At 63.0% G+C, this 14395-nt stretch carries 17 protein-coding genes and 1 tRNA gene; 10 read left to right on the top strand and 8 right to left on the bottom strand.

The genetic code is table 11. The annotated features are described in order from the left end of the window. Nucleotides 1-75: 75 nt before the first annotated feature. On the bottom strand, nucleotides 76-975 hold the full coding sequence (locus DBW_RS13305) for an energy transducer TonB (protein ID WP_066727977.1): 900 nt from the start codon (nucleotides 973-975) through the stop codon (nucleotides 76-78). A gap of 179 nt (nucleotides 976-1154) precedes the next feature. Between DBW_RS13305 and pta the strand changes: the two genes are divergently transcribed. Further along, nucleotides 1155-2156 carry a phosphate acetyltransferase gene (gene pta, locus DBW_RS13300; protein WP_066727976.1) on the top strand — a complete coding sequence of 334 codons (1002 nt, stop codon included), beginning with the start codon at nucleotides 1155-1157 and terminating at the stop codon, nucleotides 2154-2156. Between the two features lie 109 nt (nucleotides 2157-2265). Here pta and DBW_RS13295 read toward each other — a convergent pair whose 3' ends face one another. After that, the gene (locus DBW_RS13295) at nucleotides 2266-3189 is read right to left on the bottom strand and encodes a 3-oxoacyl-ACP synthase III family protein (RefSeq protein WP_066727975.1); all 924 of its coding nucleotides are present in this window, start codon (nucleotides 3187-3189) and stop codon (nucleotides 2266-2268) included. Between the two features lie 100 nt (nucleotides 3190-3289). Further along, nucleotides 3290-4549, bottom strand: a complete 1260-nt coding sequence (locus tag DBW_RS13290) for an acetate kinase (RefSeq protein ID WP_231875425.1) — start codon at nucleotides 4547-4549, stop codon at nucleotides 3290-3292. On the opposite strand from DBW_RS13290, the gene DBW_RS18985 reads away from it, so the two are divergent. The 3 genes from DBW_RS18985 (at nucleotide 4431) to DBW_RS13280 (ending at nucleotide 5305) form a co-directional block, all read left to right on the top strand. Then, entirely contained in the window at nucleotides 4431-4715 is a 285-nt protein-coding gene (locus DBW_RS18985; protein ID WP_231875434.1) for a hypothetical protein, read from the top strand. The two genes, DBW_RS13290 and DBW_RS18985, sit on opposite strands and share 119 nt — an antisense overlap. 145 nt (nucleotides 4716-4860) lie before the next feature. Then, nucleotides 4861-5031, top strand: coding sequence for an indolepyruvate ferredoxin oxidoreductase subunit alpha (locus DBW_RS13285; RefSeq protein ID WP_066727973.1), 171 nt, complete (start codon nucleotides 4861-4863; stop codon nucleotides 5029-5031). Between the two features lie 79 nt (nucleotides 5032-5110). After that, entirely contained in the window at nucleotides 5111-5305 is a 195-nt protein-coding gene (locus tag DBW_RS13280) for a twin-arginine translocase TatA/TatE family subunit (RefSeq protein WP_066727972.1), read from the top strand. Between the two features lie 85 nt (nucleotides 5306-5390). Here DBW_RS13280 and DBW_RS13275 read toward each other — a convergent pair whose 3' ends face one another. Both DBW_RS13275 and hpt read right to left on the bottom strand, forming a co-directional pair. Then, nucleotides 5391-7052, bottom strand: a complete 1662-nt coding sequence (locus tag DBW_RS13275) for a DUF3426 domain-containing protein (protein WP_066727971.1) — start codon at nucleotides 7050-7052, stop codon at nucleotides 5391-5393. A gap of 21 nt (nucleotides 7053-7073) precedes the next feature. Continuing rightward, nucleotides 7074-7601 carry a hypoxanthine phosphoribosyltransferase gene (gene hpt / locus DBW_RS13270; protein ID WP_066727970.1) on the bottom strand — a complete coding sequence of 176 codons (528 nt, stop codon included), beginning with the start codon at nucleotides 7599-7601 and terminating at the stop codon, nucleotides 7074-7076. 186 nt (nucleotides 7602-7787) lie between these two features. Between hpt and DBW_RS13265 the strand changes: the two genes are divergently transcribed. Then, nucleotides 7788-8465 (top strand): DUF1573 domain-containing protein, encoded by a 678-nt coding sequence (locus DBW_RS13265; protein WP_066727969.1) that lies wholly within the window; start codon nucleotides 7788-7790, stop codon nucleotides 8463-8465. A gap of 38 nt (nucleotides 8466-8503) precedes the next feature. Here the strand turns inward: DBW_RS13265 and gshB are convergent, their stop codons facing one another. Continuing rightward, nucleotides 8504-9454, bottom strand: a complete 951-nt coding sequence (gene gshB / locus DBW_RS13260) for a glutathione synthase (RefSeq protein ID WP_066727968.1) — start codon at nucleotides 9452-9454, stop codon at nucleotides 8504-8506. A 117-nt stretch (nucleotides 9455-9571) separates the two neighbouring features. Here gshB and DBW_RS13255 point away from each other — a divergent pair, with 117 nt between their 5' ends. Genes DBW_RS13255 through DBW_RS13245 form a run of 3 tightly spaced genes read left to right on the top strand, consistent with a single transcriptional unit; the run spans nucleotide 9572 to nucleotide 11936 of the window. Further along, a complete protein-coding gene (locus tag DBW_RS13255) occupies nucleotides 9572-10006 on the top strand; it encodes a Rieske 2Fe-2S domain-containing protein (RefSeq protein ID WP_066727967.1) in 435 nt (144 codons plus the stop codon). An 8-nt stretch (nucleotides 10007-10014) separates the two neighbouring features. After that, a complete protein-coding gene (locus tag DBW_RS13250; protein WP_066727966.1) occupies nucleotides 10015-11115 on the top strand; it encodes a cytochrome b in 1101 nt (366 codons plus the stop codon). Next, nucleotides 11112-11936 (top strand): multiheme c-type cytochrome, encoded by an 825-nt coding sequence (locus DBW_RS13245; protein WP_157471895.1) that lies wholly within the window; start codon nucleotides 11112-11114, stop codon nucleotides 11934-11936. The genes DBW_RS13250 and DBW_RS13245 overlap by 4 nt, the downstream gene beginning before the upstream one ends. On the opposite strand, the gene DBW_RS13240 is transcribed toward DBW_RS13245, so the two are convergent. Next, nucleotides 11937-12791, bottom strand: a complete 855-nt coding sequence (locus DBW_RS13240) for a hypothetical protein (protein ID WP_066727965.1) — start codon at nucleotides 12789-12791, stop codon at nucleotides 11937-11939. Between the two features lie 117 nt (nucleotides 12792-12908). Here DBW_RS13240 and DBW_RS13235 point away from each other — a divergent pair. Both DBW_RS13235 and DBW_RS13230 read left to right on the top strand, forming a co-directional pair. Then, nucleotides 12909-12985: transfer RNA gene (locus DBW_RS13235), tRNA-Arg, on the top strand. Nucleotides 12986-13100: 115 nt separating this feature from the next. Further along, nucleotides 13101-13391, top strand: a complete 291-nt coding sequence (locus tag DBW_RS13230; RefSeq protein WP_066727964.1) for a CHC2 zinc finger domain-containing protein — start codon at nucleotides 13101-13103, stop codon at nucleotides 13389-13391. On the opposite strand, the gene DBW_RS13225 is transcribed toward DBW_RS13230, so the two are convergent. Continuing rightward, the gene (locus DBW_RS13225) at nucleotides 13388-14326 is read right to left on the bottom strand and encodes a rhomboid family intramembrane serine protease (RefSeq protein WP_066727963.1); all 939 of its coding nucleotides are present in this window, start codon (nucleotides 14324-14326) and stop codon (nucleotides 13388-13390) included. The two genes, DBW_RS13230 and DBW_RS13225, sit on opposite strands and share 4 nt — an antisense overlap. Between the last annotated feature and the right edge of the window lie 69 nt (nucleotides 14327-14395).

Here is a 14395-nt window from a genome sequence, read left to right as displayed (position 1 = left end):
ATCCCTGCGCAATCTTCCGAAATCCTATGAGTTACAGGGTACTTGAAAACCGAAGGGCCCCGTCAGGGGCCCTTTTCAGTTGTTGCCGAAGATGTCGCCGAAGCGGGTGGAGTGGGAGCGCAGGAGGCTGTAGCGGAAGAAGGCGAAGACGTTGAGCTGATCTTCTTTGTAGGAGCGGGGGAGTTCGCCATAGGGACCGCCGCGGCGCACGGCGGCGATCGCCTCATTGTCGAGGAGCGGCGAGCCGGAACTCTCCTTGAGCTCGACCTTCAGGACGGTGCCGTCGCGGCGGAAGGTGATCTTCAGCAGGCAGACCCCCTCCTGCCCCGCTTCGGCGGCGCGGGGCGGGTAGTTCCAGACCCGGTAGATACCGTCCTTGAGCCGGCGAAAGAAGGAATTGAGCAGGTCCTGCTCGGTGTCGAGCCAGACCGCGTTTCCTTCGGCCACTTCCTCCCGGGCTTTTTCCCGTGCCTCATTCACTGTTCTGGCAGCGGTACTCTGGGGCAGGGTGATCAATTTTTCCAGCGATGGTGGGCTGGGCTGGAGGGGCGCTTCCGGGGCCGGGGCGGTTTCCGACTGGGCCGGGTGCGGTTCGGTTTTGGCCGGGGCGGTTGTCACTGGTTGCGCCGGGGTCGCTGGCGTCTGCGGCCGGGGCGAAAGTGGTTGGGCCGGGGTCTGGGGCTTGCGATCCTCGAAATCGGCGCCGCGGGGGGCGGTCTCCTTCTCAACCTGCTGGTCGCTGGGACCGAGCCGTTGCGCCGGTTTGGTACGCGGCTGGTTGGGGGTTTCGGGAAGCTCCAGTTCCCGCTCCCGGGGCTGGGTTGGGCGCATTTCGACGACCACCGGCGGCTCGTCAACCGGCGTCGCCGGCAGCAGGCTGTGGCGAGGAACCAGGTAGAGCAGCAGCAGGTGCAGCAGCAGCGAGAGGATCAAAAAGCCGATCAACAACGGATCGGCGCGGTGATTGAGGTCCATAGGCTCCGCACGGGCCCGGTTCGATCCGGGCGCTTGGTCCGGGCCATTATACATGATCCCAACCCCCTGCGGCCAGCGAACAATCGCCCCTTTGGCAACGGCTGGAAAAGGGTTGACCGCATTCGGGCCTTCGGTTATAAAAGAAGCCTTATTCAAACCCCGTTTTGGAGGAGAATGTCATGCATTTAGTTGACCAGATCAAGGCCAAGGCCCGCACCAACCTGCAGACCGTGGTCCTGCCGGAAGGGTACGACGACCGCATGGTGGAAGCGGCCGGCCAGATCGTCGGTGATGGTCTCGCCCGGGTGGTGCTGCTCGGCAATCCCGCGACCCTCACGGCAAAAGCCCAGGAGCTCGGAGCCTCGCTGGCCGGGGTCACCCTGCTCGATCCGAAGACTGCCCCCCAGCTGGAAAGCTATATCGATGAACTGGTGGAGCTGCGCAAGAAGAAGGGGCTCAGCCGCGACGAAGCCCGCGCCCTGCTGACCGCGGACGACAACCTCTATTTCGGCTCGATGATGGTCCGTCGCGGGGATGCCGGCGGCGCCGTGGCCGGCGCTTTCAATACCACCGGCGACGTGCTGCGTGCCGCCTTCCAGGTGATCGGCACCGCCCCCGGCATGAAGACCGTCTCCTCGGTCTTCCTGATGGTCACCAGGACCCCGGAGTTCGGCGAGAACGGCACCATCCTCTTCGCCGACTGCGCCGTCAATCCGAACCCCGACGCCCAGGCGCTGGCGGAGATTGCCGTCGCTACCGCTCGCAGCTGCAAGAGCTTCCTCGGCGCCGAGGCGCGGGTGGCAATGCTCTCCTTCTCGACCAAGGGGAGCGCCAGGCACGACGACGCCGACAAGGTCCTCAAGGCCCTGGAGATCGCCAAGGGGCTCGACCCGGAGCTGCAGATCGACGGCGAGCTGCAGGCCGATGCCGCTCTGCTCCCCAAGGTCGGCGCCAAGAAGGCGCCCGGCTCGTCGGTCGCCGGCAAGGCGAACACCTTGATCTTCCCCGACCTCGACGCCGGCAATATCGGCTACAAGCTGGTAGAACGCCTCGCCGGCGCCGAAGCGGTCGGCCCGATCATCCAGGGCCTGGCCAAGCCGGTCAACGACCTCTCCCGTGGCTGCTCGGTGGCGGACATCATCAGTGTCGCGGCGATCACCGCGGTGCAGGCGCAGGGGTGATGAAAGGCAATTTTGAATTTTGAAATTTGAATTGTGAGTTGCAAGATAAAAAGCGGCCGGCGGGGATTCCCGCCGGCCGCTTTAATTTCGGCTCAGTTGGGGGTGTCGATCAGGCGACGCGGCGCAGCAGGCCGCTGGCCCAGGAGAGGCCGACGCCGAAGCCGCTGATGGCGATGGTCTTCACCGCCGGGTCGGCCAGTTCCGATTGCAGCAGCAGTGGAATGGTCGAGGCGCAGCTGTTGCCGAAATCGCAGATTGCGTAGGGGACCTTGGTCAGGGGGACACCGAGCTTGCGGGCGATGGTCTCGACGATGATCTTGCTCCCCTGGTGGAAGAGGAAACGATCAATGTCGGCGATGGCGATGCCGTTTTTGGCGGCCATCTTTTCAATATCGGGGGGGATGGTCTTGGCGGCGAAGTTGAAGACCGCCCGGCCGTTCATGAAGAGGACGCCGTCGCGGGCGATCAGCTTGTCGAATTCGCTTCCCAGGGTGCCAAAGGTGTAGTGTCCGGGAACGAAGCGCGCCTCGTTCGAGATCAGGGTGGCGCCGGCGGCGTCGCCGAAGAGGAGGGCGGTGTTCTTGTCGTCCGGGCTGACCACCTTGGAATAGGGGTCGGCGGTGATCAGGACCCCCTTGCGCAGGCCGTTGGCGGCCATGAAGGCGGTGATGGTGGAAAGCCCGTAGACAAAACCGCTGCAGCCGAGGGAGATGTCGAAACAGGCACAATTCTCCGCCAGGCCGAGCCGGCCATGCACCAGCGCCGAGGTGTGGGGAATGGTGAAGTCGGGATTCTGGGTGACGACGACCAGCGTCTCCACCTCTTCCCGGCGCAGACCGCTGCGGGCCTCGAGGTCGGCGTAGGCTTTCAGGCAGAGGTCCGAAGTCTCTTCCTCGGGCCCCTTGCGGGAGACGCTCCTGACGCCGATCTTCTCCTCGATGAACTGGTCATCGATGGCGAACTGTTCCTTGCGGTCGTAATTGGAAATCCGGTTTTCCGGGATGTAACTGCCGATCTCTGCAATGCCGAGCATGCTCATAAATCCAGTCTTGGGCCAGGGTGAACCTGGGAGATAAAGGGGCCGGCGGCGCGCCGCCGGCCTCTTTGGCGTAGGGCATCAGGGAACGGACCGATTATTTCCGCTGGAAATCGGGACCGGAGAAGGAATAGGAAAAATGCATGTGGTCGGTATAGGTCCCCTCGAGGATCGCCACCACATCTTCGGTAAAGACCAGCTCCTCGTCGGTGGGAATGACGAAAACCTTGACCCGGGATTCCGGCGTGGTGATGACGCTCTCGCGTTTGCGGGTCATGGTGTTGCGGTTCTTCTCCTTGTCGAGAATGATCCCCATGAACTCGAGCCCTTCCAGGGCCATTTCGCGAATCAGCCAGCCCATCTCGCCGACACCGGCGGTGAAGACCACGGCGTCGACGCCGCCGAGGGCCGCCGCATAGGAGCCAATGTACTTTTTCAGCCGGTAGGCCTCAATCTCCAGGGAGAGCTTGCAGCGCTCATCGCCCGCATCCGCCCCCTCGATGACGTCGCGGCGGTCGGTGTACTGGCCGGTGACGCCGAGGACTCCCGCCTTCTTGTTGAGGATGGAGTCGAGCTCCTTGGCAGAAAGGCCTTCTTTTTGCTGGATGAACATCGGGATGGCCGGATCGATGTCACCGCAGCGGGTCCCCATCACCGCCCCTTCGAGGGGGGTGAGGCCCATCGAGGTATCGACGGAGACCCCCCCCTTGATCGCCGAATGGGAGACCCCGTTGCCGATGTGCATGGTGATGATGTTGCAGTCCCTGGGGTCTTTGCCGAGGAGCACCGCCGCCCGCTTGGAGACGTAGAGGTGGCTGGTGCCGTGAAAACCGTAGCGCCGCACGCTGTGTTTTTCGTACCACTCGTAGGGGAGGGGGTAGATAAAGGCGTGGCGCGGCATGGTCTGGTGAAAGGCGGTGTCGAAAATGGCGATGTGGGGGACGTCGGGAAGGTTCTCCTTGGCCGCCTCGATGCCGGAGATGTTGGGAGGGTTGTGCAGCGGCGCGAGGTGCTGAACTTCCTTGATGGCATCGAGGACCGAATCGTCAATCATCACCGAGCGGGCGAACTTTTCGCCGCCGTGCACCACACGATGGCCGACGGCAGAAATCTGGCTCATGTCGGTGACGACGCCATAGCGCTCGCTGGTCAGGGTCTTGATGATCAGGTGAATGGCCACCTTGTGGTCGGGACATTCGTACTCTTCGCGGTACGTCTCCCGCCCGGGAACTTCGTGGATGATGAACGAATCGCCGATCGTCACCCGTTCAACCATCCCCTTGGCGATCACCTCTTTGCGTTTCCAGTCAAACAGCTGGTATTTGACTGACGAACTGCCGCAGTTCAATGCAAGGATATCCACTGAAAAAGTACCTCCTCCGAATTTTCTGGTGATATTGATGCCGAGTGCTGAAGGTGCTGAAAAGATGTTTTATTTCCGCCCGATTCGGGACAGCCAAGTCGCTGCCGGGGCAGTGGAAGTGCCGGAAGCGTATTGTGGAAAACCGGAAAAAATGTTTTAAAAGACTAGCGGAAAGGGGAGTGAAATGCAAGGTTTTTATCGGTTTGCCGGCGGTCCCGGGGGGTGGACAGCAACGCCCGATTCGTGTAGGATGCGGAAAACTGCAAAACAACGTATCCCAGCTTATGGCAGAGGAGGTGAATCCAATGGCCTATACCATTAATGCCGAATGTATCAACTGCGGCGCCTGTGAGCCGGTCTGCCCGGTCGAGGCAATCAGCGAGCAGGGGGATGCCCGTGTCATCAATGCCGAGACCTGCATCGATTGCGGCGCCTGTGTCGACACCTGTCCCGTTGATGCCATCGATGCGCCCTGAGTAAGACCCTTCCGGGGTGGCTGCTGCCACCCCGGAAACTTTTCAGTCCAGCTTTGCAGCAATAACCCCGAGGTGATCGATGTTCGGACTTGGTTCTACGGAACTGATAATTATCCTCGTTCTGGTGCTGGTCATTTTCGGAGCCGGCAAGCTTCCCGAGATCGGTGGTGCCCTGGGGAAGGGGTTGCGCAGCTTTAAAAAGGCGGTGCAGGATCCGAATGAGATCGATGTAACGCCCGATCGTGAAAAGGATGGCAAGCGTCCCGGCCCCTAGCCCGCTTTCCCTCCCCTCCCGAAACGCCGCAAGCCGCACCAATTGGTGCGGCTTGCGGCGTTTCGGGAGCAAACAGGCGCTGCGCTTACTGCTTGCTCCCCGCGATCGAGTCCCCGGGCTCGACATTGAATTCGGAGAGGTCGGCGGGCAGGTCGCTGAAGACGATGGTGAAGGGGATGCTCTTTCCCGGACCCACATTGAGGTTGGAAAGGGAGTCGCCGAACTGGTTTTCGGTCCGCTCCCGGAGCTTGGCGAGGGGCAGGGTCTTGAGCTCATTTTCCGACAGGGCGTTGCCGCAGAAAACGGTCTGCTCCCGCAGCAGGGCGCCGCTCCGGTTGAAGAGGCGTCCCTTGACCGCCAGGGCCGAGCGGGGCTCGCTGTAGCCGTTGACCGCCTGCCCCTGGATGACAAAGAGCTGGCCGGCTTCACGGTTGTTGACAAAGATGCCGCTCGGATCGGTGACCTTGATCTGGCTTGCGGCTGGCGAGGCAGTTTCCTGGGGCAGGAACCGCTTGATCAGAAAGTCAATATCCGGGAACTGGCCGAGCCAGTAGTAATAGCCGGTAGCGCCACACAGCCCGAGCAGAATAAGGACCAGCAGCCAGGTGAAGATTCCGCTTCCCCCCTTTTTCTTGCGGCGGGCATGCTTTGACCGCGTTGGCTTGGCCCTGACCGCCGCCGGCCGTGGCGGGGAATCGTCTTCCGGCGGGGGCACGGCAGCTGCCGGTGCCGGTTTCGCCGCCGCCGGCGCTGCTGCGGCCGGGCTAGGTTCGTCCGGGGCAAGGTCGGCCGAACTGAAGTCGAGGTCGTCGGTTCCCGCCTCGTCTGCGGCGAAGTCATTGCTCCCCCCGAAGTCGAATTCGTCGGGAGCGCTATCCCCGAAGGCGAACCGGTCCGGTGCCACTGCGGGCGCTTCGCTCTCACCCCAGGAGAAGGTGTCTGCTTCGCCGTCGGCAGAGAAGTCGGCAATGCTCCCCTCCGCGCTCTCCTCGAAGGCGAGTTCGTCATTGACGCCACTTCCGAGGCCCCCGGCGAGATCGACGTTGCCAGCGTCGGCCGGTGGGGCATCGTCAAATGAGAGGGAGTCAAATTCCAGGGGAGGGAGAGGCGCGGTTCCTTCCGTACCTTCTGCGCCGAACGAAAAATCCTCCGGCGCCGGCGGGGCGCCGGCAGCGAAATCAAACTCGTCGCTGGCGGCGGTTGCACCCTCGTCGAAGGGAAGGTCATCGCCAGCCCTGCCGGGTTCATCGCTGAAGGCAAATTCATCGACGCCAGGCGCGCCCCCGGTCGCAGGGGTTGGCTCCTCCTCGCCCTCGTCGACGAAGATAAATTCATCATTTTCCGCATCAGCAGTTGCCCCAGGCGCCGCGGGGGTGAAGTCGAAGGCTTCATCGATCGCGGCGCCGGACCTTTCCCCGTCGTCATGCGTATTTTCAGGCGCAAACTCGGCAAACTCATCCTCGGCCGGCGGCGGGGGGGGGGATTCATCCCCGGTCGCTTCGAAATCGCTCCAGTCGTCGAAACTATCCGTCGTTTCCGTATTCCCGGGGGGCGTCGCCGAGGGTTCAGGGGCCGTCGCGGGCGCCGGTTCGGGGACGGGCGCGGCAGCATTCGTCAGCTCCGGTTCCGGTGGCAGGACGGTGAAAATCTCCCCGCACTTGGAGCACCTTACCTTGGTCCCCTGAGGTTTGATCTTGTCATCGGCCAGCCGGAAACGGGTCTGGCAGGCGCTGCATTCAATAACCATTCAAGCCTCCCTGGGCGTCATTCAGGCGCCTTCTACCAGGTAAATATCGGGAAGGTTGCGGTGCCGCTCATCAAAATCGAGCCCGTAACCGATAATGAAACCGTCGTCGATGGCAATGCCGACGTAGTCCGGTTGAATATCGACCTCCCGTCGGCAGCGCTTGTCGATCAGCGTGCAGATACTCAGGCTGCGCGGGTTGCGCTGCAGCAGGCGATGATAGAGGGATTCCAGCGTCAGGCCGCTGTCGACGATATCCTCGACGATGATGACATCCTTCCCGGCAATGGGGAGCTCGAGATCCTTGCGCATTTCGATGATTCCCGAGCTTTTGGTTTCGGAGCCGTAGCTCGCCAGGCGCACGAAGTCGATAACCGTCGGCACTTCGATGGCGCGCACCAGGTCGGCGAAGAAGAGGAACGAACCCTTGAGAACGCCGACCATGAGGAGCTCGCGGCCCTGGAAATCGCGACTGATTTCCGCACCAAGGCGGGCAACCTGGGCGGCGATCTCCTGGCGTGAATAGAGGAGCTTGAAATTTGCTTCCGGCATGCCTGTTCCTTGCTTGAGTCGGAGGTCGAATTTGGCCGATATTCTATAGCAAGATGCCGCATTTATGTCAATTTATTCGCAAATCCTCCCCGGACTGGTCAAGCAGGGGGGGCTGTGCTATGATCGCGGCGGTAAATCGGTTTGGAGTCAAGTCCGGATTTATTCGTTTCGCTACGAGGTGCCCCGATGAAAAAGTTGATATTCGCAGCGCTATTGCTGGTCCTGCCGTTGCCCTCTCTGGCCGCGGCCCCCAGGCTGATGGTCGAGAACCTGGATTTTGATTTCGGGCAGGTCTACCAGGGCGACCGGGTCGATCACGTTTACCAGTTCCGGAATGCCGGTGATGCCACCCTTAATATTGAAAAGGTCCGCAGTTCCTGCGGTTGCACCGCTGCCCTGGTTTCGGAGAAGGCAATCCCGCCGGGCCAGAGTGGGGAGATCAAGGCCTCCTTCGATTCGACCCGGTTCCGGGGACGGGTCAACAAGAGCATCTACCTTTACACCGATGACCCCGCGCATCCCGAGGCCCGGTTCAACCTTAGCGGCGAAGTCCTCGAGCGGCTGACGGCTAACCCGGCGCAACTTGTTCTTACGAACCTGGCTGCTGGCGTCGAATCGAATGCCGAATTGACGATCACCAATCATGGGACCGAAACCCTCCAGCTGGAGGCGATACAGGCCTCGGTCCCGGCCCTGAGCGCCACCCTCGAGCGTTCGACGCTCCCCCCCGGGGAGTCGACCCGCTTGCTGGTCAAGGTTTTGCCGGGCGCCGGTGACACCCGCTTAAGCGGCTACCTTTTCGTCCGCGCGGCCAGCCCGCACTCCCTCGAACTGCGTATCCCGGTCCAGGCGCAGGTCCGCTAAAGAGCGGTCCCCGCATTGCTGGCGCTGCCAAGGCGATATCAAGGATCGCGCTGGTCCAGCCGTGCTTCCGCGTAATCGAGGATGGCCTCTTCCAGCCGCCAGCCGTTGAGGTCGTTCATTTCGCGCAGACAGGAGGGGCTGGTCAGGTTGATTTCAAGCAGATAGCCGTCGATCAGGTCAATGCCGGCGAGGTGGATTTCCCGTTGCCGCAGCCAGGGTCCGACCTGGGCGCAGATTTCCCGCTCCCGCGCGCCGAGGGGAACCGCCTCGCAGTGGCCACCGGCGTTGATATTGGAACGAAACTCCCCCGCCGCCGGTCGCCGGCGGACCCAGCCAAGGATTTCACCTCCCAGCAGCAGAATCCGGATGTCCCCCTCCGTGGCCCCATCAAGGTATCGCTGCCCCTGAACAAAGCGGCGTCCCTGATCGGTTGCCGCAGCCAGGCGCTTGGCCAGGCCCGAATCCCCCTTTGCCAGCAGGACAATCCCCCTGCCGCTGCATTCCTCCAGCGGTTTGACGACCACCTCTCCGTGGCCGGCAACGAAGGCGGCCAGCTCCGAAACCGACCTGGTGACCAGCGTTGGCGGGAAGAGCTCCGGGAATCGAAGCGGCGCCAGTTTTTCGCAATGGTTGCGCAAACTGGCGGCCGGGTTGATCTGCAACACCCGCGGCGGCAGGAAGTCGAGCAGGTAGGTCGCGTGCAGGTAGGCGAGATCGACCGGTGGGTCCTTGCGCATCCAGACCAGATCGACGTCCCGCGCGAGGTTCAGGCGCCGGTCAGGCCCCGGCGCCAGGCTTCCGTTCGCTGCAAAACAGGCCTCGCGCGCCGTTGCCTGCAACTGCCCGGTGGCAAGGTGGAGGTCGTCGAGGGTGGCGGCAAAGACCTGCTGGCCCCGGCGCAAACTTTCCCGCATGATGGCGAAGCTGGTATCGGTCGGGGGATCGAGCTGTTCCGGGGGGTCGAGGATGAAGAGGGCGGTCGTCGGCATGGCAGAATCCTTTCCCGCAGGTTGAAAGGAGCCGAGCACCGTTTATAATCTAGTGCGATTTGGCGGTGAATGCAACCGCAGGGCCCTGGCAGGAAGAATTTGAAAGCGGGAGGTACAATGGACAACCTGGAGGTTTCGCCGGCACGCCGACGCTTCTTTCTGACGGTGATTCTCGGTGGTGTCGGCGCCGTCCTGGCCGGGGCTGCCGGCTGGCCCCTGTTCCGTTTCCTCAGCCCGTCCAAGGGGGAGGGGGAGGGGGGCAAAACAACGATCGGCCGCGACAAGGTACCAGTTGGCGGCGCCCATTTCTTCAACTTTCATGGTCATCCGGCGGTTGTGGTTCAACCCCAGCCCGGACAATTCATCGCCCTGACAGCGGTCTGCACCCACCTCGGCTGTATCGTCAAGTGGGAGGTGGACAAGGGCGATTTCCTCTGCCCCTGCCACGGCGGGCGCTATTCGCCCGACGGCCAGGTGACGGCCGGACCGCCCCCCAAACCTCTCGAATCCTATGCTGTGCAGATCCAGGGTGACCAGTTGCTGGTCGGATAGGAGCCGTCATGCCCCTCGTCAGGAAAGTTGTCGACTGGGTCGACGTTCGCCTCGGCGTGCGCGACCTGCTGGAACAGAATCTCAGCGGCTATCTTCTGCCAAAGAATGTCAACGTCTGGTACAGCCTCGGCTCGGTGCTGCTGGCCCTGTTCGGATTGCAGATCGCCACCGGCTTCCTGCTGCTGATCTATTATGTGCCCGATACGACCAAGGCCTTTGAGAGCGTCGTGCGCATCATGAACGATATCCCCTATGGCTGGCTGATCCGCTACCTGCACATGGTCGGCTCCAACATGATCATCGTGGTTCTGCTGCTGCACATGTTGTCGGTCATGTTCATGGGGAGCTACAAGCGCCCGCGGGAAATCACCTGGCTCTCCGGGTTCCTCCTCTTCAACCTCGGCATGGGGCTCTGTCTGACCGGCTACCTCCTCCCCTGGAGCCAGCTCTCCTTCTGGGCGACCACCATCGCGACCGATGCCGCCGGCACCGTGCCGGTGATCGGTGGCCGGCTGGTCGAGTTTTTGCGCGGGGGGACTTCGGTCGGGGACCCGACTCTCGGCCGCTTCTTCGCCCTGCATGTCATGGGGATGCCCCTCCTGCTCGGCGCCGGCATCGGTCTGCATCTCTTCTGTGTCCGGCGCATCGGCATCTCGCAGCCGCCCTTCGGACCGGAAGCCAAGCCGGCCGAAGTCGGTGGCTATTTCCATCACGAAGAGCACCCCGGCGGCATCCCTTTCTTCCCCAACTACACGGTGGAAGATGGGGCGATGGTCTGCTTCTTTCTCGCCCTGATCTGCAGTGTGGTCTTCTTTGCCCCGCAGCTTTTCATGCCGGAGGAAGCGCTGGTCCCCGCCGACCCCTTCAGCACTCCGGCCCATATCAAGCCCGAGTGGTACTTCCTCTGGGCCTATCAGACGCTGAAAATATTCCCGACCAAGTTGACCGGACTCGCCGCCCAGGGAGCATTCATGACCTTTCTCGCCCTGCTCCCCTTTATCGACCGCGGCGCCGAGCGGCGGCCGGCCCGGCGACCGCTCTTTGTCACCTGTTTCGTGCTCGGCATTCTGCTCTTTGTCGGTCTCTCCATCTGGGGGCATCTGTCATGATACGGTTCAAGCGCATTCTGGCCCTTGCCCTGTCGGCTCTCCTTTTCGGCGCCGGCCTCGCTCTCCCCGCGCCAGCGTTTGCTGCCGAGATCAGCTGCATCCAGTGTCATGCCCCACAACCGGGGGCACTGGGCGCTCCGGTCAAGGACTGGCAGGGGAGTGTTCACCAGCAGAACGGTATTGCCTGCAATGACTGCCATGGCGGCGACCCGACCCTGCTGTCGATGGAAGCGATGAGTCCGCAGCGTGGCTTTCTCGGGGTTCCCGCGCCGGAGGCGATCCCGGACTTCTGTGGCCGCTGCCATATCGGGGTCAAGGAAGATTATCTCGCCAGTGCCCACGGCCAGGCCCTTGGCAAGGGGGGGCCGCAGTGCGTCACCTGTCACGGCAATCACGCCATCCAGCGCGCCAGTTCCGATTTGATCAATCCCAAGGACTGCAGCCGTTGCCACGAGTACGGTCGGGCCGAAGAGATGAAAAAGGCCGTGGTCGAAACCGACCGGATGATCTCCGGGCTGCAAACCGAATTGCAGAATCTGCATCGGATCGGCATCGCCACCCAGGAGATGGAAGGGCAGGTCTTTGCTGCCCGCAACGACTTCCATCGCCTTTTTCATACCGTCAAGGTCGAAGTCGTCCACGCTAAAACGGCCGCCGTCCAGGCCAGGTTGAGCGATGTCCGGAAAGCTGCCGATGCGATCCGCCTCGAACTGGACCAGCGGCGGATCTTCGGGGCCGGGGTGGTGGGACTGTTGATCCTGGCGGGAGTCCTGCTGTTGCTGATCCGCAGGACCTATCATGAGGAGGAGCGGGGTGGCTGATCAGTTCAGGACCGTCGCCTTCAAATCGAGATAAGCGCGCTGGATGTTGGCCGGGGTCAGGCGCTGGTAGCCCGCCCAGTCCCGGTAGGCCGGAAGATCGAACTCGGCGACCGTCTTTTCCAGCGAATCGCCGCGCTCCAGGTGTTTGAGCACCTCGGAGAGAAAGCTTTTCAGATAGTCGCGAAATTCCAGGATCACCTCCGGCTTGCTGACCGGACCAAAGCCGGGAATGACCTGGCTGATCTCCATGCGGGCCATGAACTCGAGGGCCAGGACCCAGTCGGTCATATGGCCGTCGCCGATGTAACCGACACTGTGAACGTAGACCAGGTCGCTGGGGAATAGGATTTTGCTCTCGGGAAGGTAGACCAGGGTGTCACCGTCGCCGTGCCCCTTGCCGAGGTTGGTCAGGATCACCGTCTTCCCCTTTCCCGCCTTGAGGGTAAGCCCCTCGCTGAAAAAGAGGGCCGGGTACTCGATGGAGCGGACCTCGCTGGAGAGGATTTGCCAGGTCTGGACCGACATCACCGCCTCACAGCCGGCCGGCAGGTCGAAATCGACGGCGGTGTAACCGCGGTGGTGGTGGGGAAGAATGAAATAGCGCAGCGGCAGGTCGGTGACCCCGGCGATGGCGCTGACGAGGTCGGCCGCTCCCGCCTTGGACAGGTGGGCGCCGCCGGCGATGACATACTGGTCGCCAACCACGAAAAAGGCATTGGAGGTGGCGTCACTTCCGGCCACGGCGATGGCGGCGAAGACCCCCTCGGCGAGTCGTTCGACCCGGTAACTTTCGGCTCCCGGAGCCGGAGTGGCGGCAATCAGCAGACCGAACAGGACCAACCAGCAGTAACGCAAGCAAACCTCCCTCAACAGGCCGGCGGTCAGTATAGCAGCAGCGGGCCGTATGGGGCAAGCGGCCGGCGATTAGCTGTTGCATTTCGGTCCGGGATGGAGTATAAATCCCACTTCACTGCGCCCGTAGCTCAGCTGGATAGAGCGTTGGCCTCCGGAGCCAAAGGCCACAGGTTCGAATCCTGTCGGGCGCGCCAAACAAAATCAAGGAGTCAGCGGATTATGCGCTGGCTCCTTTTTTGTCCTGGCGCTGGTTGCCGATCTCCAGCCTCCGGGTAAACTGGCCTTGTCTCCATTATGACAGGAGTGGTCATGACCCTGGAACGCAAGACAATCGACGAACTGGTCAGCCGCCGCCACGCGGTGGAGAAGGTCGCCGGTGACCTTGGCCTGGTGCAGAAGGGGGCCCACTACTATTGCCCCGGCTGTCAGCCCCGGCGCCAGGGAACCCCGGAGCTGGTGATCAAGGATGGCCATTTCCAGTGCTTTCGCTGCGACGCCAGTGGCGACGTCGTCGGTCTGGTCAAGCTGGCCCGCCGCTGCGATCTCGATACGGCCATCGCCTGGCTGGAGCGGGAAACCGGCCTGCCGCCCGCCCCCTAAGCCAACCTCAGGGCCGCCCACCAGGCGCCGCCAAGCAGGGCGGCGCTCACTCCCCCCAGCAGCCAGTCGAAGCGTGCTCCGGGCGCGCCCTGTTCCCGCCCCATTCCCGCCGGCAGACCGAGAATCATGCCCCAGAAAAATCCGCCCAGGTGCGCCAGAATGTCGGTGTTGCCGTCACCGGTGCCGAGGAGCGCCAGCAGCCCCAGGGCCGCCGCCACCGGCAGGACCCGGTCCCGCAGTCGGGCCCGACGACCGCGGACCAGCGCCAGCCCGGCCAGGAGACCGAGCCCGCCGAAGAGCGCCGTCGAGGCGCCGATGGAGATATGCGAAGGGGCCTGAAACAGGCAGTTGCTGAGGTTGCCGAGCGCCCCGCTGGCCAATACCAGTGCCCACCCGGTGCCGCTGCCAAGCTCCCGGCAAAGACGGAGGACCAGCGGTGCTCCGAGCAGCAGGTTGCCGAGGAGATGGAGATTGTCGGCGTGCAGGGTCAGGGCGGTCAGCGGCCGCCACCAGTCGCCGGCCAGGATGAGCGCACTGTTGGCCGCCCCTGCCGCCAGCCAGTTGGCGCTGCTCAGCCCGAGGCTGGTAAAGCCGCCATGAACCAGGACGTGGAAGAGTGCCAGCAGGGCGAGGATGGAGAGGGTCGCGTAGCCGGTGGGAGCCGGCACGGAGGCGGGGGAGACCAGCAGCGGCGGCCAGTCGCGGTTTTCGTCCCGGTAGAGGGCGAGCTCGCGGCAGGCCCGGGCATGAAAACTCGCCGGCACTTCCAGGTGGCCGGCCCCTTCGCCGGAGACGACCTGAAAGGGGATGCCGCGCGCTTCCAGGACCAGGGCGCAGACGCGCAGCGCCTTCTGTGCGCCATCGGGAAGATCGGCCTGTGGCGGCAGGGCTTGCAACGGTTCTTCACGAATTGTTTCGGGGCTGGTTGGCGGCATCGCTCTCCTCGCGCCCAGTCTAGCAGCCTCGCCTGCTGACGTCATCCCTCCAGATCGTCTTCTTGATTG

The sequence above is a fragment of the Desulfuromonas sp. DDH964 genome (assembly GCF_001611275.1).
Taxonomy (GTDB): Bacteria; Desulfobacterota; Desulfuromonadia; order Desulfuromonadales; family DDH964; genus DDH964.
The sequence above is the reverse complement of the archived record's forward strand: the minus strand, read 5'-3'. Positions and strand labels throughout refer to the sequence as shown.